Source organism: Caballeronia hypogeia, from assembly GCF_001544875.2.
In the GTDB taxonomy this organism is placed as follows: domain Bacteria; phylum Pseudomonadota; class Gammaproteobacteria; order Burkholderiales; family Burkholderiaceae; genus Caballeronia; species Caballeronia hypogeia.
This window is the reverse complement of record NZ_FCOA02000004.1, coordinates 1-18,326: the sequence shown is the minus strand read 5'-3', so window position 1 is coordinate 18,326 and position 18,326 is coordinate 1. Positions and strand designations below refer to the sequence as shown.

Sequence of the window (18,326 nt, the reverse complement as noted above, 5' to 3'; positions counted from 1 at the left end):
GGTTTCAGCGGGCAACCAGATTGTCAAGTTCGAAATCCGCAAAACAAAAACCCCAATATCCGAATGGACATGGGGTTTTATCGTCCTCGCGCCACGCTTCACGGCGACGGGATGAAGTTGCGCGGCAAGGCAAGTGCCGCGCCTGACAGCAGCATCAGAACGACTTGCGAATCTTCAGCGAAACGGTCTGGTTCGTGAACTTCGAGCGCGCCTGCACATCGTAGCGGCCGACCACTTCCAGGCCCTTGGCGCCGTGATACGCAACACCGGCGCCGCCTCGCGCAACCAGATGCGACGGGCTCACACCTTCGGTGGCGAAAGCCGGGCCGCCGCCGGTGAAGGACGAGACGATCACCGCATTCTTCGCGAGCGCGTCGTAGCCAAGGCCCGCGTTCGCCGTCAACGAGAACGTCTCCGAGACCGAGTACAGCAGCTTGGCGTCGCCGCCCAGCACCAGTTCCTGTGCGCGTTGGCTATCCACGTTCAGGTCCAGCGCGCCAGCGCCGGTTTCGGTGTAGGCACTGTTCTTGACGGTGGTGTAGTCGAGGCGCAGCGAAGGCGTCAGGCTGACCGCCGAGCTGAGATCGAAGATATGTCCGATACCCGCACCGACATGCGCGTTCCAGCCGCCATAGCTACTTGCCGCAGTCGCATTACCGCCCGTGAACGTGATCGTGCGGCTGCCGTTCGTGCTGTTGTAGCCAGCGCCGGCCTGCCAGCTGATATCGGTGCGCGGTTCGAGGCTGTGGCTTCCGTACACGATTGCCTGATACGAATCGGTGCGTGCGGACTGCGGCGCGGCGCTGTCGCTGCTGTTCTGGTTCAGGTGTGCGTAAGCGAACGCGCCGCCGACACGGTCACGCGCCGACACCGATCCGTCGCCGCCCACCACCACACCGGCAGTCGTCGCGGTAAAGCCCGCCGCGCCATTGTCGTCGTCCTGATGCGCCCAGGAACCAAACGGCTTGAACCAGAGATGCCGGTCCGCCGCGTATCCATCGCCCGCGGACAGGCCGCGACTCTCTTCCTGGCGCGCCTGCACCACACGGCTCACGTCGTTCATGGTGCTCGTCACACCCGCGGCGGTCGCGCCTGTCAGCACCGGCAGGGTCTGTTTGACCGCATCGGAAACCTGACGGCTCGTCGTCATGCTGCCCAGCGCGCCGAGGACCTGATTCATCGCGCCCGAAGCGCCGTTCGCGAGCAGATAGTCGAACGTGCGCGCCGCGCCGCCGCCAGCGAAGTTGCTGTTCGCGTTTGTCTGCTGCAGGACGGTTTGCGCGTTGATCACGTTCAGGTCGACGTTGTTGCCATCCACGACACCCTTGAAGTTGAACAGCACGCTGTTGTCGGTCACGTTGAAGGTCGACGCACTCAGCGAGTCCGCCGCAATCACGCCCTTCAGCACGCCATTCGGAACGAGCGTCGACGTACCCGAGACATCGACGTCGATGTTCGTGTTCGCCGCAAGATTCGCCGCGCCGTTCACGGTGAGACGGCTATACGCGCTTGGGCTCGACGCCTGCATGGCGTACGTGCCGCCCGCAGCCTGCGTGTAGTCGCCGTGCACCGTCACCGGCGTCGCCGCGCGCACCGCGAGCGTGCCCGTGTTGGTGACGCCGCGGCTCGCCGTCAGATCGTGTTGATCGACCAGGCTCGCGCCCGAGGCGATGTTGATTGCGCCGACATCGAACGTGTTCGCCGTGCTGAAGTTGCCATTCACGTTGATGGTCGACGAAGCCGTGCCCGTTACCGCGCCCGCCACCTGCGACGACGCGCCGTTCAGGTTCAGCGTGCCCGCGCCCAGTTGCACGGCGCCCGCGAGCGATCCGGAGTTGTCGATCGTCACCGGCGTGTTCGCCTTCGACAGGTCTATCGCCGTCGCGCCGCTGATCGTGCCGCTGTTATCGATCGTGCCGCCGAGCGTGGCATTGACCACACTGATACCGACCGCGTTCGCCGCGTCGCCGATGGTGCCGCTATTGACGAGACCGCCGAGCTTCGCGCCGTTCGTCAGAGAAACAGGACCGCCGATCCTGCCGCTGTTCTGCAGTGTGCCCGCTACCGTGGATGCGTCGACGGAGACGCCGGCGATTACGCCGCCATTCGCGATCGAGCCGCCGATTTTCGCGCCCTGCTGCAAGACGAGTCCCGCCGCGCCGATGACGCCGGTGTTCTGCACATTGTCCTGCACCGTGGATGCGTTGAGCGTCACGCCGCCAATCGAGCCGCTATTGGTCAGATTGCCACCGAGCGTCGACTTGCTGGTCAGCGAGACGAGCCCATCGATCTTGCTGGTGTTCTGCAGCGAGCCCGTCACCGTGGAAGCGTCGATGGAAACGCCGGCGATCGCGCCACCGTTGGTGATCGAGCCGCCGATTTTCGCGCCCTGCTGCAAGACGAGTCCCGCCGCGCCGATCGTGCCAGCGTTCTGGACGTTGCCCTGCACCGTCGAAGCGTCGAGCGTCACGCCGCTGATCGAGCCACTGTTTGTGAGGTTGCCGCCGACTTTGGAGCCGCTCGTCAGCACGACGCCCATCGCGCCGTCGATGGAACCGGAATTGACGAGCGATCCGTTCACGGCCGACCCCGCCAGGATAACGCCCGCGCCTTGCGTCGAGCCGCTGATGTCGCCCGCATTGGCGATGCCGCCGCCGATCTTCGAATTGCTTATCGCGATGCCCAGACCGCCCGTGCCCGTGATCGTGCCGCCGGCGTGGTTGGTCAGCGAGCCGCCATTCGACACGTCGTTCAGATAGATGCCATAGGTGCCCGAGAGCGTGCCCGCGTTGTCGATTCCGTTCGTCACGGTCGTATTGCTTGCGCGGATCGCGCTGCCGCCGGTTGCGATGATCTTGCCGCCCGCGGCGTTGGCGATCGAGCCGACGTGTGCCGAGCCTTCGCCGCCGTCGAGCAAGATTCCCGAACCGCCGGTAGCCTTGATCGTGCCGCTGTTCGCGATCTGGCCGCCGATCGACGCGCCGGCGGCGAGAATCGCGTTGCCTTGCGTCGCGGTGATCGTGCCGCTGTTGGTCAGATTGCCGGTGACGATCGAGTCGTACATCACGACGCCCTGCTGGCCCCCGATCGCGCCGCTGTTGACGACGTTGCCGTGAACCGTGCTCGCCGGATCGAGCTGGAGTCCTGAATAGCCCCCGCTCAGATGACCGGCGTTGTTGATGTCGCCCGTCACGCTGCTGGCGAAGCCGACCAGCACGGCCGTCGCCGCACCGGATATCGTGCCCGTCGAGGTGTTGCTGATACCGCCCGCGGAGATCGTGGCGGCGTCGAGGCGCACGCCGTCGCCCGTCGAGCCGACGATCGAGCCCGCGTTGGTGAGACCGCGCGCCAGCGACACGTTGCTCAGCGCGATGCCGTCTGTTGCGCCCTGGATCGTGCCGTTCGACTGGTTGGCGATCGCGCCGACCGAACCGCCGCCTTCGCCACCGTCGATCGCGATGCCGCGCGCGTCGGTCGACACGATTGCGCCGCTGTTCTTGATCGTGCCCGCGAGCGTCGAACCGAACGCCGACAGCGCGTCGCCCGTCGTGCCCTTGATGGTGCCGCTGTTGGTCACGTCGCCCGACACGTTCGCGTCGATCAGCGCGATGCCGTTCGTGCCGCCCGTCAGCGTGCCCGTGTTGGTCACGCCGCCGATCGCGCTGTCGGCCACCAGGAGGCCCGTCGCCGTACCCGTCACCGAACCGTTGTTGACGAACTTGCCGCTTACCGTGGACGCGCCCTCGATATCGACGCCGATAGCCGCGCCGGTGATCGTGCCGGTCGAGGCGTTGCTGATGTTGCCGGTCACCGCAGCCGATTCGAACGCCATGCCGCCGTTGACGATGCCCTGATTCGACACGTCGCCGTTGACCGCCGCGCCCCCGACCAGCAGGCCTGCATACGAACCGTCGAGCCGGCCGCCCACACCGTTCTGAATGCCGCCGTTGACCGTCGCTCCGTCGACGACCGCGATCGCCGCGCCGCTGGCGTTCGGACCCGTGGCCGTAATCGTGCCCGTGTTCGTGATGCCGCCGTTCACCGTCGAGCCGTATTCGACCACGATGCCCGCCGAGCTGCCTTCGCCGCCGTCGAGCGTGGCGTCGATGATGCCGGTGTTGCTCACGCCGCCACTGACCGTCGAGCCGTTGCGCACGACGATGCCGGCGCTGGAATACGAATCCTGCTGGGCCGCGAAAATGGCGCCGGTGTTGCTGATGCCGCCCGCCACCGTCGAACCGTTGTTCACGTCGATGCCATCGAACGCCGCGCTGATCGTGCCGCTGTTCGTGATCCCGCCTGCAAGCACCTTGCTGCCCGAGCCTTCGCCGCCATCGAGATTGTTCAGGACGATGCCGTTATCGGCCGTGATTTGGCCGCTGTTCGAGATGCCTGCGCCAACCGTCGAATTCGTCACCAGCACGCCGGTGCCGCCCTGCGCGATGATCGAACCGGAGATCGTGTTGGAGATGGAGCCCGTGACCGAGCTCGCGGATTGCACGTTGATGCCCGCCTGATTGCCCTCGCCGCCGTCGATCGACATCGTGTTGATTGCGATCGACGAGGTGTTGATGAGGTTGCCGCCGACGCTCGATCCATTGGCGACGTCGATGCCGCTGCCGTTCTGGCCGACCGAGACCGAGCCCGTATTGATGAGGTTGCCGCTGAGATGACTGGCGTTGTAGAGGCCGATGCCGTCGGCGTCGTTGCTATTGATGGTTCCGCTGTTCGACACGGATGCGGCCGATGCGCCGTTCGCCAGTTCGATTCCCGGACCATACCCGGTCGTCAACGTGCCCTGGTTCGTTACGTTGGTCCGCACCGACGATTGATCGACGAGAATGGCCGCGCCGTTGGACGTGATCGTCGCGTTCGGGCTGTTGGTGATCGAGCCGACCTGCGAATTGCCCGTCACGCTGATGCCGCTCGCCGCGGCCTGCAGCGAGTTCGAATTCGTGATGCTGCCCGTGACGGTGCTGCCTTGCACGTGGATCGCATCCGAGCCGCCGCCGATCATCATGGCGGGCATGATGCCGGAGCCGGTGTCGATCGAACCGGTATTGGTGATCGATCCGGTGATCGTGCTGCCGGATACATTGATGCCGCTGAAATTGCCTTCGATCGAGCCGCTATTCTTCACCGATCCCGTGACGGTGCTGTCGGAAATATCGATGCCTTGAAATCCGTTGATCGAACCGCCATTGGTTACCGAACCCGTGATCGTGCTGTCCGATACCTCGATTCCGTACTCCCCGCTGATCGAACCGGTATTGGACACGCCAGAGCCGATATGGCTGCCGTTCTGCACGGCGATGCCGTTGGCGCCCGTCGTGATCGAACCGGAGTTCGAGACCGCGCCGGTTACCGTGCTGCCATCAATCGTCACGCCCGTACCGCCAATGGTATTGATCGTGCCGGAGTTCGACACGCTGCCGTTGACCTGGCTGCCGTTGGACACGGTGATGCCGTCGCCCTGCGGGCCTGTGTACGTGTAGGTTTCTTCACCATTGTCATACGTACTGGTGACCGTCTGGCTCTGCAGCGTTCCGTTGTTGCCGATGGAGCCGGTCGTCGAGCCGTTCACCAAAATGCCCGTGCCCGAAGCCGTAATGTTGCCGGAGTTGTAGATGCCGCCATTCACCGTGGCGCTGTTGTCCAGCGCGATGCCGTTACCCACTGGCGCGTCGTTGTAGGCCGAGATGCCGTTGCCCGCCACGATCGTGCCGGCGTTCGAGACCCATCCAGCCGAGCCGCCGCTCACATGAATGGCATCGAGTCCGGTGGTAATCGTGGGAATCGGGGCGCCGATGGAGTCTGCATACACGTTGCCTACTGCGCCGGTCACAGTCCCATTCACGACGATACCGTCGCCCGAATTGCTGGAGAGAGAGCCGTTATTCGTCACGCTCGAAGCCGTCGTCGACGGCGAGACCGAGACGGCGGGTGTGCCGTCGGATGTCGTGACGCTTGCTCCCTGGGCGACCACGAAGTCGGCGGCGCTCGAGACCGAACACGTGCCACTCTGGCTGCCCGTCACCGGCGACGAGCAATCCGCCATGGCGGCAGTCGACGCCATCGTCAGGCACGCGACCGAGACGAGAATGGCGATATTTTTCCTGCGAAAATCAAATTCTTTTTTCATTGAAGGCTTTTAATTGCTTTCGGAGCGGGCACGATACGTCGCGACGCGGCTATGCCATGCGTCGAGAGCGATACGGCTTCGGGCGATGAAACAACGGGAATGGATTACGGCGATCCCTGATTACACGTCGGATCGTTCGTTTCAAGCGGGATACGGCAATTTCTGGTCTGGCTGTAGGTCTTCTTCGTCCCTCTCCGTTCTGTAAACACGACGCGCTGGCTTCTCGTGGCACTATCGCTCGCAATGAGCGCCCTACGCGTCGGAATCAACGAGTCGACATGTCCCGCTCATTAACGGTGCACTTACAATGTTCTTTAGTGCTTTCGAGATTTTATTTCCGGCCTTTACTGGCTACCACGCTGAACCGGAATTTTTTCCCGCAATCCAATCAATAGTAAGTATTTAATCGCACATGCGTGCACGCCCATGCTCCGATTTGAACGGTTGTTTTGCTTCTATTCGCGCCGTTGATGCGACCGAATGAAATGCTCGTCCGGCTGAGCGTCTCACTCGTCTTCCTGAGTGTCGCCATGTTCATTGCCGGCTGCGCTGCGCCGTCCCCGCAGACGCGCCTTGATAACGCTCGCGCACTCGCCGGACGGGCTGGCTGGGACGCCGTCGACTTTCCCGGGCGTCGCTTTACGTTATCCGGCTTCCAGCCGGCGGGCCCGCCGCGGCCAACGAAGATCGTCGCGGTTTACTTCGAAGGCGATGGCGTTGCATGGCAGTCGCCGGATACCCCGTCCGACGATCCGACGCCGATCCATCCGGTCGCGCTCGAACTCGCGCTCGCGCATCCGGGCGGCACAGTCGCCTATGTGGCGCGGCCCTGCCAGTTCCGCCCGCAGACCGGGCAGCCCTGCGATCAGCGCTACTGGACCAACGCGCGTTATGCGCCGGAAGTGGTGGAGGACATGGACCATGCCGTCGACATGATCGAGCGCCGCACCGGCGCGTCGCAAGTCGTGCTGGTGGGCTATTCGGGCGGCGGTGCGCTTGCGGCGCTCGTCGCCGCGCGCCGTCATGATGTCGCATTGCTCGTCACCGTTGCCGCGAACACGGACATTGCTGCGTGGACGCGAATCCAGCGTTTGCGGCCATTGAATGAATCGCTCGATCCCGCCAATTTCGCCGCTTCGCTGAAGGCGGTGCCTCAGGTTCATTTCGTCGGCTCCGACGACACAGTAGTGCCGCCTTCGATTGCGCGTGCGTTCGCCGCGCATTTTCCGGCCTCCGCGCCGGTGCGCACGATCGAGATTGACGGCTTCGATCACACCTGCTGCTGGGTGCAGCGCTGGCCTGCGCTGATCGCGCCGCTGTTGCCGCGCTGACGAGGCAGCGTCATTGCCGTGGCCTCGCGCATCATGCGACGAGGCTCATGAACTCCTCGAACTTGCCGGTGCGGCCGAGCGGGATGCGCTGCGCGTAGTAGCTGAACGTCAACTGGAACGGATGCTCCAGCGCTTCAAGAATGATGTCTCCGAGTTCGTGTTCCTGTGCACGCGTTAGCGGCGCGCACACAAGCCGCACCTCGATCGTCTCCGGGGTGGTCTGCACGATCTGATACTGTTCGATCGCGGCCACTTCGCGATATCGGTGCGCGTTGAGGCTCGGCCAGCGACGCGAGCCGTCAATCACGATCATGTTGCGCTTGCGTCCCATGATGCGACTGAGCGTAGGCAGGCCGCGCGGCCCGCGGCCCGCTGCGCCGGGTTGCGCGTAGTCGCCCGTTTCATAACGCACGAGCGGCATCGCGTAGTTGTGCAGGTCCGTGACGATCACGCGGCCGGTCTGGCCTTGCGCGCAGGGTTCGCCCGCGTCATCGAGAACTTCGACGATGTAGTTCTCCGCCATCACGTGATAAAGCTCATCCGATGCCGCCTGAATGGCGATGGTCCCGAACTCCTGCGAACTATACGTATCTGCGACCGGCACGCCGAGCACCGCGCGTACGCGCTCACGCAAGGCATCGGTCACCGTCTCGCCGATCGTGCGTATCTGCTCGAGACTATCGAGTCCGCGGCCGCGCGCTTCCCATCGGTCCAGTAGTTCCGACAGATTGGTCGGGTACGTCAGCAGGTAGCGCGGCTCGATGCTCTCGAGCCAGGCGATCTGATCGTCGACGGAACGGTTACTGGCCATGGCGAACCCCGGTCCGGTGCGATAGAGCAGATTGAGCGGCGCGCCCCAGTCCTCGACCCTCACGCCTTCGGACGGCAAATCCGCGCGGATCGCCGCAAAACGCGCGCTGATATCGCGTTCCTGCCAGCGATGTTCCCGTACCGTGAACGCATTCCAGAATAGTTGCGTGATGCCCGTTCGCTTGACGATAACAGGCTGCCCGAGCGATCCCGACGTGCCGGTCTCGTGCACCGGACCGTGCGATTCGGGCACCAGCGTGCAGGCCAGCGTTGCGCCGTTCGACTGCACCTCCTGTCGCGTCATGACCGGCAGCGCGCGGAGCGAGTCGAGGTGGCACAGATCGTCGGCCTTCAGACCGCAACGCCTCAATCGCTCAAGAAAATAGCCCGAGTGCTGGCTGGCATGACGCGCGAGCGCCTGTAATTGCCGCCCTTGCGCGGCGGCAAATTCATCGTCATTCAGCGAAGGCGTGCGGCCGAGTTCGGTCAGCAGCGCGAAGAGCGATGCGGCGTCGCGTGTCAAAACCGGTGGCCATTCGATATCTGCCACTGAACTACGGGGTGAATGGGGAAGCAGAGCGTCGGGCATAGCTTTCAATTCGTGCACCCTTTCTTAGCGAAATGTATCTTGCAGACGGAGCCTTCCGTCCTCGGTATGGCCTTTTCTCTCGTAGCCGAAATTGCAGCTTCGCGGTTACGGCGGAAGGTCTGTCGTAGGTCGCCAGTCTAACGCCTGAACGTCGCGGTACGCAGCGCGCAATTTGCTCTTCCCGCGCAGAACTCCACGGACTCTCGCCCTTGCCGGAAAGCACTTGAAAATTAGAATGATCAAAAACACCGCCTGCAAAATCTCACATCGTGAAGCCTGCCCTGCCCTCAGCGCCCGCGCTGCAGCCTGCACCGCGGGAAACGCTCGTCATTCCGTCCGAGATGGACGGCAGCACGGGGTCGCTATGTAAACCTATTCAAAGCGACCCAAATGGACCATTCCGACTCGACAGTCGAATGGCGGCTTTCCGCGCAGCATCTCTTCTCGCTGTGACGGCCTGTCAGCGCAGAGCTACTGTTTCGCACGCGGGAGTGACACGGAGAAGGTGGTCTCCGTCTCACCGGACCGCGTTTCGATGGCACCGTGGTGTGCCTTGGCGATCTCACTTGCGATATACAAACCCAGTCCGAGGCTGGCCGCCTTCTCGTCTTGAGTTTGACGGTCTTGTCCTCGCTCCAGCGGGCCGAAGATGCGGGCGAGCGTTGTGGGTTCGATGGCGGCGCTGCAGTTGTTGCGGACGTCAATCCGGACATGAGTTTCATCGCCCGTCACCATCACGCGCACAGGTGTCTCCTGCGCTCCGTACTTGATGGCGTTGATCACAAGATTCCCCAGCAATTGCTGCAGGCGCAGGCTGTCCCAAACTCCCTGCAGATCACCAGTCACTTGCAACTCAATCTGTCTGTCCGGATGAATAGCACGCAACTCGTCCAACTCCTCAGCAACCACGTCCGCCAGATTGACTTGCGAAGGTGAAACGTTGATGCCCAAGCCTAGTTTCGTCCTATTGAATGCCGTCAAATCATTAAGCAATGCCTGCATCCGAGCCCCACTGCGTATCAGGCGGCCGGCGGCCTTGGACACATTTTCACCAGCATTCAGTGCTGCCAGATACGTTGAAGTCATCTGAATCGCCTGGAGGGGGCTGCGCATATCGTGCCCCAGCATCCCGAGCAGAAGATTGCGGTTCTGCTCGACCTGTAAATTGAACGAAGTGACCGACTCGGCAAGCGCCTGATCGATCGCCTCATTGAAACGAATCATGTCGTCGAGGTCAGGCACTTCCAGCGCGCACTGTTCCATCCACAGACGAAGCACACTGGCGCGCAACGCGCGATATTCGGCGGCGAGTTGGTTGACAGTGAAACCGGCCCGAGCCCGCAGAAAGCCGTGCGTTCGAGCGGCTGATTCGGATGTCCCGACCGGCGTGGGGCCTTGGTTTAACGATTTTTTGCGTTGGGCTTCTCTGGTCTGCGGGGTTCGCAAGTCCGCGGCTACGGCGAGCAACATTTGCTCCGCCTCTTCGCGTAACTCCACCGAGCCCATATCTGCCGACGCCGGCCCGAGCGTGGTTGCGAATGCCTCCCACGACGCCAGAATCGCCTCCATTTCTTGCAAGATAAAGTCTGCAAGCCGCATGTCCGCCTCTCTACACGTCATTGGGCTACTGCCGGGGCAATCAGCGCATCTATGTTACGCGCACATTGGTCACGGCTTTCAATCGAAGGAGTCTCCTACTCCGGAGTGAAAAAGTGAATGCCTATTTGTCTGCGGTATGCCACAAACTCCCGGGTGGTGCCAATCGAAAGCGGTCGTTCGAGTTTCGCGATCGAACGTCTCAAGGTGGCCGGGAGCGGCGCTGCATGCCTCCCGCGCAATGAAGAGCGCGGACGTTTAAGGCCAGCGGCAGGCCAGAGGGCGATCGAGCGAATGTTCGAATTCCCGAACCTCTCCGAGGTAATTGCGTGCTAACAGAGAGACGTTGTGAGTATCGATTTAGAAAGAAAGTCCAGCACGTCCGTTGCTTTCAACCGCGTCATCGGCAGTGTGAGCGGCAACGCAATCGGCTGCTCCTTAAGCTGCGCGGAAGCGTCCCCCGTCCGTGACCACCGGGCTTGCATTCCGCTTCGTAGCGGGCGTTGCATGTTTCAATCTCTCTCGAGCGCATCATCACCCTCAAGTTCTCACGAGCCGATGCCGATAAACTAGCCGCCGCGCGATGAAACGGTGCCGCGCACCTAACCCCGTTTAACGCACAACGTGCCCCCTCGATACATTCGCATGCCCGCGTTCGATCTGCGTACCATCCTCTTAATGTCGGCCGTGATGCCCGGACTGGTAGCGCTCGTGATGTCCTCGATGAGGAGGAATTTTCCTCGCAATATTCGCGGCGTCGGACTTTGGGCACTCGGCGCGCTACTCGAGTCTCTAGCGGTCATCGTGCTGTCGCTGCGTGGCAGCGTACCTGACTGGCTTTCGATCATCGCAGGCAACGTCTTCCTCATCGGTGGCATCGGAATATGGCTGGCCGGAAGCCAGCGCTTCTACGGCCTTCGCCCGTCGTGGCGTCTTATTGCTTTGCTGCTCGTCATCGACGCGTCAGGGCTCGCAATCATGACGTGGATATATCCGACGGGTGCCGGCCGATCACTTTGTTCGAACGTCATACTCGCCTATCTATACGGTCGTCATGCACATGTCATGCTCGGGTTTGGGCGCAAGGACAAGCACGCGCTATTTGTCGGCGCGATGTTTCTGATTCAGACGATTGTGACAGTCATGCGCATATGGACGTCGCTTCAAGCCTCGAAATCGGCCGGTGGACTGCTTGCGACCGATCTCATGCAGAAGATCTATCTAGGATGCGGCGCGTTCATGGGACTCGCCGTAACGGTGGGATTCATGCTCGTGGCGATGAATCGCCTGCGGATCGAGTTTGAAAAGCAGTCGCTCGTCGATCCGCTAACCGGTTTGCTAAATCGTCGTGCGTTTGTCCGAGAGCATGCCGATGCCCTGCAGATTGCATCGCGCAAAGGTGGGTTTCTCTCGCTCTTGTTGATCGACATCGACCACTTCAAGCATGTTAACGACACGTATGGTCATTCCATTGGGGATGATGTACTTGTCGACTTTGCAACCCGTGCCGCTGCCGTCCTTCCACACGGGGCGCAACTGGCTCGTTGGGGCGGAGAAGAATTCGCCGCCCTGCTTCCGGGCTACGTCCTGCACGATGCATTGGTACTGGCCGATTCTGTCCGATTGCAGGTCTCTTCGCAAACAAACACCGAACTACCCGACTACACATGCAGCATTGGCGTGGCTAGTCTGCAGGGGGAGGCGGCGAGCATTAAGGAACTGGTGCGGCGTGCGGATGGTGCGCTCTACCGCGCGAAACACGGCGGACGCAACCGCGTCTCGCCGGCGGAGGAAATGGCTATCGCGTCAGCGGTTGCAAGCTTCTCCTAGCATTGACGTTTGTTCACTGCTGGGCTGCACGAGTGCGACCAACGCCCTTATCTGCCTTTACCGATGTTCATCGATCCGCGCTCGGACGGCTGTTGAACGAAGGAAACCGGCCATTCATATCGCCGCCGCGTTGAACGCCAGCCACCCTCAATGCGAATAGGCGAGTTCGACCCTGAGCCGCCTCTCGACCTCATCCAAACCGACTGGCGGTTGTCGAGTGCGAAGCTGACCTTGGACGTCTGAGGCGCAGCCGACGAATGATACTTAGTCGCTGACCGCGGCGCATGATGGCCGGAAAACGCGCGTGCGCCAGAGCGTGGATTTGTCACCGTCTACTTCTTTTCCGCGCGAGACGAGTCTCCAACACCCCTAGACCAGTTGTGCGAGCCTCCGCATCCCTACACCCTTGAGGTCGAATTCCCCGCGCGGCGCAAAAGAAAGATCGGATCCCTCCACGAGGCCCTCAACGAGTTCGGTGGCGAGCACCTCATTGGCGCCTGCTTGCGCCGCTACTCGCGCGGCTATGCTGATACAGATTCCAAACCGCTCGCCGCCGGCTTCGTAGAGTTCGCCTGCATGTAGACCTGCGCGGATAGAAATATTTTGCTCGCGAGCCGCAGCGACAATCAGGCGAGCCGCTCGAAGCGATTCGCCCGCAGCCGGGAACTCGGCCATCACACCATCTCCCTCGTCGGCGACTACATGCCCTCCAAACTGGCCCACTAGCCGACGCGTCGTCGCCTCGTACGCTTCCAGCGTGGCGCGCCACTCCCGATCCCCACGTGCGCGCTGCTGCTCGGTCGGATTCACGATGTCTGTGAACCAAAGCGTCGCGAAACGCCGTTCTGCGGTGTGGTGAATACCGCCAGTGAGGAACTCCTCGAAAGCGGCGACCATCTGGTCGCAGATCTGACGCAAACCCGAGAGTGAACGCTTCAAAGTCTTCCTGCATCAGCCCAAAAAACTGCTGCCAATGCTCAAGCTTGTTGGTGTCGGTCATCGGAAGATACGGATCGCATGCGCCGCAACAGACACCATCGACCAAAATGAGATGAGTCACGCGCTCCGGAAACTCCAACGTGTAAAGGATCGCCACGGCGGCGCCTTGCGAAAGCCCCAGGAGCGCCAGTCGTTCGGCACCTGCTGAGCAAACGTCGGCGGCGAGGCACTCCGGTCGGAAAGACCGGTTCCGCGCTTGTCGAACCGGGCCGGACGACAGAACCGCGACATCTGCTCTATGTAACGAACGCGGTTCGGAATCGTCTGCTCGAGGGCAAGATTCGAGATGGCGCCCGGAATGTGGAGTAATGTCGGCCCAGTCTCGCCCGAAATTCGATAGGCAATCGATACGCCGTCAGACTTCACGTACGTTGTGGCCTGCATAATTTTTCCGCGCCTGAGCACGGTTTCCATGCTCCCTGCGCCTCTCACAGTCTGGCGCGGGATTCCGGCTACGCGGCTCCAACCGGGGATCTATGATTGAATATCTGACCATAGTTGGTGACCGACACCTGCGACCCAGAGAGCAACAGGGCTTGCCAGAGCGAGACCTGGTTCGCGGTAAGAATGGGTATTCCGAGAGCTTCCTCGAGGGCCTTGATAATCCCGACAGCGCGGAATCCGTTGCCGCCGATAAAGACAGCTTGGGCGCTCGTGGGCGTATGGGTGCGGACCCATTCGAATAGATCGCTGGGTTGAATCGCCTGCTGATCAGATAACAGCGCTGCAGGCTCATTGTGCACTACGTCGAATCCGGAAACCTGAAAGTACCGGGCACCCTGCTGGTCCATTTCTGCCGAGAACCATGGTGGGCTGACCAATGCGAGCTTCGTCGCATTAAGGACTTTCAGCGCCGCGACCGCGGCTGCACTCGAAATAACCACTGGAATGCCTCGTGTGCGGGTCTCGAGACGTTGTTTCAGGTTGACGTCATCGGCGCGGCCGCGGACGTAGCTACTACTAGTGAACGCGTAGACGATTGCGTGAAGAGGCGCTGATGCGAGCAGCTCGGCAGCATCGTCGACAAAGGGTGGATCGGCGAACGCGCGTACAGGATCATCGGCAATAGTCCGCTCCATAACCCCGCCAGGCTTATACACCGTCAAGGGTACGCGCGCGGCGTGAATCGAGATCCCTGCCGGCGCCATCGCGTTAAATTCGGACTCTGGATTTACGTCGGCGTGCGGCGTAAGAACGCCAATCCGCGTTCCACCCCAACCATCAGGCTGCCACATAGGTCTTATCCTCCGTCCCAGAATCGCTTCCTGTAAATCTCACAGGCGGCTTTGCAGGCTTGTCCTCAATAAAGATAGGCCATCCGGGACGGATTGCGTGTCCTGATCCAACTTCGAAAGCCTGACTACTTCATCGCCCTCATGGATACGCTGAAGCAAGACGGCCGCGCTCCGGTGCGCTTGAAACGATGCAGGGTGACGCGATTTCTCCACCGCCTTAAATAACGCACGAATGGTTGCGCTTTCCCCATTCTCGATTGCAAATCCGGCGAGAAAAATGGAAACGCAAAGGGGCGCGCGCGGGACAGCCCGCGTAGGCCATCAATTCGGCGTTGCAGGCGTCGCGAAGTCTTGCGGGGGGTGTCACGCTGAAGGATCGAATATTTCGATGGTTGCTAGCCAAGTCCCGATCGGCGAGGCTCTTGCTTATGTCAAAGCCGCCCTAGGCAGCCGTTCGCGATGCGCCGATGCTGGCGAACGACGTCGGTCAGTACCGTCGTTCGAGATTCGGTTGTTCTCAGGCGGCTGTGTTTCGCCTTCCGTTCTGGCTTCGCCGGCTCCGAATGAGCCGAGTGCGTTTGCCTACGCTGGCGTCGCCATTCACTTTCAAGTGCCACGCCTTCGTGGACGAAACCCGTGGCACTTCACCCGCAATCTTACTTGGCCGCTGCGTCGGCGCCCGCCCAATTAAGCTCGGGCGTTCGGTCCGCGCTCTTCGCCAGCAGGCACACCACGCCGGCCGCGATGATATCGAATACAGCCAGCACCACGAACAGCGGGCTATAGCCGACCTGGGTCACGAGCACACCAAAGAGCGCCGTGAACGCCGCTGCGCCGAGATAGCCCGCCATGCCGCCCATCCCGGTTGCCGTCGCGACTTCGTTCTTGCCGAACATGTCGGAGGTAATCGCGTAAAGCGCACCCGACAACGTCTGGTGAGCGAAGCCTCCGACGCAGAGCAATGCAATCGCCGCATAGGGGCTTGCGACCAGACCGACACATGCCGGTCCGATCATGCAAAGTGCGCCGACCACGAACACCATCTTGCGCGACGTGAACAACGAGACCTTCGCGTACTTGTGGAACAGCGGGCTGAGATAACCGCCGAGCACGCAGCCAATATCCGCGGCGAGGAATGGCATCCAGGCGAACATCGCCACTTCCTTCAGGTTCATGTGCCGCTCGGTCATCATGTAGAGCGGAATCCACGCGTTGAAGGTCTGCCAGGCCGGTTCCGAGAGAATGCGCGGAATGCCGATCGCCCAGAAATCACGGCTGCCCAGCATCGCGAACCAACTGCGCCTGGTGGCGGCGCTTGCGTCACTGTGCATGGCCTCTTGCCCGCTCAGGATGTAATCGCGCTCCGCGTCGCCCAGCAGTTTCTGCTTGCGCGGATGCTTGTAAAGCGCCATCCACAGCACGCACCACACGATGCCTGCCGCGCCGACCAGCACGAACGCCAGTTGCCACTCTCCGTGCATCAGCGCCCACACGACGAGCGGCGGGGCCAGCAGCGCGCCGATCGACGAGCCGATGTTGAACCAGCCGATTGCGACCGAGCGCTCCTTCGCCGGGAACCATTCGCTCGTCGCCTTCACGCCGGCCGGAATGCCCGCCGCCTCCGCCACGCCGAGCAGGCCGCGGAAGAAAGCGAGGCTGCGCCAGCCCGTCGACCACGCCGCGGCTGCGCATGCGAGCGACCATGCGAGCGCGAACGCCACGAATCCGATCTTGGTGCCGACGGTGTCGAGCAGGTAGCCGGCCACCGGCTGCATGAACGCATAGCAGAGCTGCCACGCCACGACGACGTGCGCGTACTGCTCCGTCGTGATGCCGAGATCCTTCATCAGGCTCGGCGCGGCCACGGACAGCGTGTTTCGCGCCAGATAGTTGATGATGAGGCCGGCTGCGACCAGGCTGACCATCCACCAGCGGATGCCTTTGATTTTCATGCTACGTCTCCTCGTAAGTCCACTACTGTTCAGGCCCGCTTCGCCGCCGAGGCGGCCCGGTCGTCCGCGCCGGCATCGTCGCGCGAATAATCGATGCCGACAAAGCCGCCGCCCTGGAAACGCTGACCCAGCGCGTCGAGCGGATTCGGACCCGCGAGGATTTCCTCGGCGTAGTCCTCGGCGTTTTGTGTCGGCTGATAACCCAGACGCGCGGCGCCGCTGTTGTCCCACCAGCTGCGTGCGTTGGCCGAAACGCCCCAGACGGTCAGGAAGCCCACGTCATCCGCCTCGATGCAGCGATCGAGGAAATGCATCAGATCGCGATGACCGAACCAGGTGCTGAGATGCCGCGGCTCGGTGGGCCGCTCGAGACAACTGCCGATGCGTACGCAAATGCTCTCGATGCCGTGCTTGTCCCAATACATTCTTGCCAGCGCCTCACCCCAAACCTTGCTCAACCCATAGAAGCCGTCCGGGCGCAGTTCGCAGTCGAGTTCGAGACGCTCGGTGACGGGATACATGCCGATCGCATGATTCGAGCTCGCAAATATGATGCGCTTCACGCCTTGCCGGCGCGCGCCTTCGTACACTTCGACCAGGCCGCGCAAGTTGTTTTCGATGATCTCGGGCAGCGGACGCTCGACGCTCGTCCCGGCGAAGTGGATCAACACATCGACGCCTGCGAGCAGACGATCCACTACTGCAGGATCGCGCAGATCGCCGTGCATCACATCCTCGCCTTCGATGAGAGGCGTCAGCGCCTTCGAGCCTGCGGCCGAACGCAGCGGCGTACCACGCGCGACGAACGCAGCGCGGACGACCGAACCGAGTTGGCCACCGGCGCCGCTGAGGGCGATCTTCTTCATAGGATTTCCTTTCGAGCTTGCACGGGAGCGGGCTAGCGGGCGATGTGGGCCAACAGCGCCGCTGGTATCGGCGTACGCGCAATCAGTTAAACGTTGTACGATGACGTACTATCTCACGACTCCTTGGTGGACCTCAACCAAGTGTTAACCCTTTATTAAAGGGGTGCATCGCAGCAAAGAGAGATAGGAAAAGGTTTTCCAAAACAGCCATCTCTCATACGATGTCTTATGTGTATTACAGACAGCTTAACGACGCTTTCAGTCACCGAATATCGCGTGGGCAAGAGCGGGGGATTCTGAAAAGCCCCAAAAAACGGGGATGGCTGCAGTCGCTTCTTGCGTTGCTCGTCGTTTGCATTGGCGTGGGGTTTGTGTCCGGCACGACACCGCCAAGTCTCGTCAAACATGATCAGCGAAGCGGACGAAATTATTGGTATCGAACGAACGCGAGAGCGGTGCGGTCCTTCTGGACCATTGCGTGGCGGCGTTCCTCGCGTCGCTGACGGTGCGAATGCGCGAGCGCGATCCGCTAGATTGCGCGGTGGCACATGGGCCGACGATCGACCTACAACGGCCCGTCAATTCGGCGCAATGTCACTGGCCGCTAGCAAAGGCACAACGGCCATTCGCGTATGAGAGGACGACATTCCTGCCCGTCATGGGCAGGTCTCCGCCCCACGCGATCCGCAACGCCAATTGGAGCGCGACATCATGGAAAACGGGACAAGCTGCGGTTTCATTCTGCGCATTATTTTTATCGCACTGTCCTCGATGGGAACATCCGTTTTTCTATGCCCTACGAGTAGTCGCGCACAATCACCAGAGTCCGTCAAGCAAGCCATGGCCTTGCTTTAAGCGCTCGCTGATGGGTGAGATACCTTCGACGGATTATAAGGCTCGGCGGCCTCAAATCTGAAGTGCAACACCTGTTTCGTATAAGGTGTTGCGATGCACGAAAGAACTCAGTATCAACAGC

Annotated in this window: 11 protein-coding genes and 1 pseudogene; 3 read left to right on the top strand and 9 right to left on the bottom strand. The window is 61.6% G+C overall.

The features are described from left to right. Positions 1-154 precede the first annotated feature (154 nt). Positions 155-6,142, bottom strand: a complete 5,988-nt coding sequence (locus AWB79_RS08855) for a hypothetical protein (protein ID WP_157695719.1) — start codon at positions 6,140-6,142, stop codon at positions 155-157. Between the two features lie 470 nt (positions 6,143-6,612). On the opposite strand from AWB79_RS08855, the gene AWB79_RS08845 reads away from it, so the two are divergent. Further along, complete coding sequence (locus AWB79_RS08845; RefSeq protein ID WP_061167043.1) at positions 6,613-7,473, top strand: alpha/beta fold hydrolase; 861 nt, start codon at positions 6,613-6,615, stop codon at positions 7,471-7,473. A gap of 31 nt (positions 7,474-7,504) precedes the next feature. Here AWB79_RS08845 and AWB79_RS08840 read toward each other — a convergent pair whose 3' ends face one another. After that, the gene (locus tag AWB79_RS08840) at positions 7,505-8,806 is read right to left on the bottom strand and encodes a phenylacetate--CoA ligase family protein (RefSeq protein WP_061167042.1); all 1,302 of its coding nucleotides are present in this window, start codon (positions 8,804-8,806) and stop codon (positions 7,505-7,507) included. Positions 8,807-9,343: 537 nt separating this feature from the next. Beyond that, positions 9,344-10,471, bottom strand: a complete 1,128-nt coding sequence (locus tag AWB79_RS08835) for a sensor histidine kinase (RefSeq protein ID WP_061167337.1) — start codon at positions 10,469-10,471, stop codon at positions 9,344-9,346. 642 nt (positions 10,472-11,113) lie between these two features. On the opposite strand from AWB79_RS08835, the gene AWB79_RS08830 reads away from it, so the two are divergent. After that, positions 11,114-12,298, top strand: coding sequence for a GGDEF domain-containing protein (locus AWB79_RS08830; protein ID WP_061167041.1), 1,185 nt, complete (start codon positions 11,114-11,116; stop codon positions 12,296-12,298). A 369-nt stretch (positions 12,299-12,667) separates the two neighbouring features. Here the strand turns inward: AWB79_RS08830 and AWB79_RS08825 are convergent, their stop codons facing one another. The 6 genes and pseudogenes from AWB79_RS08825 to AWB79_RS08810 form a co-directional block, all read right to left on the bottom strand. Beyond that, positions 12,668-13,237: an adenylate/guanylate cyclase domain-containing protein gene (locus tag AWB79_RS08825; protein WP_157695717.1), complete on the bottom strand. Its 570-nt coding sequence runs from the start codon at positions 13,235-13,237 to the stop codon at positions 12,668-12,670. A 43-nt stretch (positions 13,238-13,280) separates the two neighbouring features. Continuing rightward, positions 13,281-13,394: pseudogene (locus tag AWB79_RS41010) on the bottom strand (hypothetical protein); the annotation flags it as partial. Then, a complete protein-coding gene (locus AWB79_RS39395; RefSeq protein ID WP_157695716.1) occupies positions 13,355-13,711 on the bottom strand; it encodes an alpha/beta fold hydrolase in 357 nt (118 codons plus the stop codon). The gene AWB79_RS39395 and the pseudogene AWB79_RS41010, both read right to left, overlap by 40 nt. Positions 13,712-13,749: 38 nt before the next feature. Next, entirely contained in the window at positions 13,750-14,532 is a 783-nt protein-coding gene (locus AWB79_RS08820) for a maleate cis-trans isomerase family protein (RefSeq protein WP_061167039.1), read from the bottom strand. A 656-nt stretch (positions 14,533-15,188) separates the two neighbouring features. Further along, the gene (locus AWB79_RS08815; RefSeq protein ID WP_061167038.1) at positions 15,189-16,484 is read right to left on the bottom strand and encodes an MFS transporter; all 1,296 of its coding nucleotides are present in this window, start codon (positions 16,482-16,484) and stop codon (positions 15,189-15,191) included. 29 nt (positions 16,485-16,513) lie between these two features. Beyond that, positions 16,514-17,350, bottom strand: coding sequence for an NAD-dependent epimerase/dehydratase family protein (locus tag AWB79_RS08810; RefSeq protein ID WP_061167037.1), 837 nt, complete (start codon positions 17,348-17,350; stop codon positions 16,514-16,516). Between the two features lie 110 nt (positions 17,351-17,460). On the opposite strand from AWB79_RS08810, the gene AWB79_RS41005 reads away from it, so the two are divergent. Next, positions 17,461-17,853, top strand: a complete 393-nt coding sequence (locus AWB79_RS41005; RefSeq protein WP_082862302.1) for a histone H1/H5 family protein — start codon at positions 17,461-17,463, stop codon at positions 17,851-17,853. Positions 17,854-18,326 lie beyond the last annotated feature (473 nt).

Bases quoted from the DNA above. Each gene is read 5' to 3' on its own strand.
- AWB79_RS08855 (WP_157695719.1), bottom strand. From the start codon at position 6,142: ATGAAAAAAGAATTTGATTTTCGCAGGAAAAATATCGCCATTCTCGTC.
- AWB79_RS08845 (WP_061167043.1), top strand. From the start codon at position 6,613: ATGCGACCGAATGAAATGCTCGTCCGGCTGAGCGTCTCACTCGTCTTC.
- AWB79_RS08835 (WP_061167337.1), bottom strand. From the start codon at position 10,471: ATGCGGCTTGCAGACTTTATCTTGCAAGAAATGGAGGCGATTCTGGCG.
- AWB79_RS08830 (WP_061167041.1), top strand. From the start codon at position 11,114: ATGCCCGCGTTCGATCTGCGTACCATCCTCTTAATGTCGGCCGTGATG.
- AWB79_RS39395 (WP_157695716.1), bottom strand. From the start codon at position 13,711: ATGGAAACCGTGCTCAGGCGCGGAAAAATTATGCAGGCCACAACGTAC.
- AWB79_RS08820 (WP_061167039.1), bottom strand. From the start codon at position 14,532: ATGTGGCAGCCTGATGGTTGGGGTGGAACGCGGATTGGCGTTCTTACG.
- AWB79_RS08815 (WP_061167038.1), bottom strand. From the start codon at position 16,484: ATGAAAATCAAAGGCATCCGCTGGTGGATGGTCAGCCTGGTCGCAGCC.
- AWB79_RS08810 (WP_061167037.1), bottom strand. From the start codon at position 17,350: ATGAAGAAGATCGCCCTCAGCGGCGCCGGTGGCCAACTCGGTTCGGTC.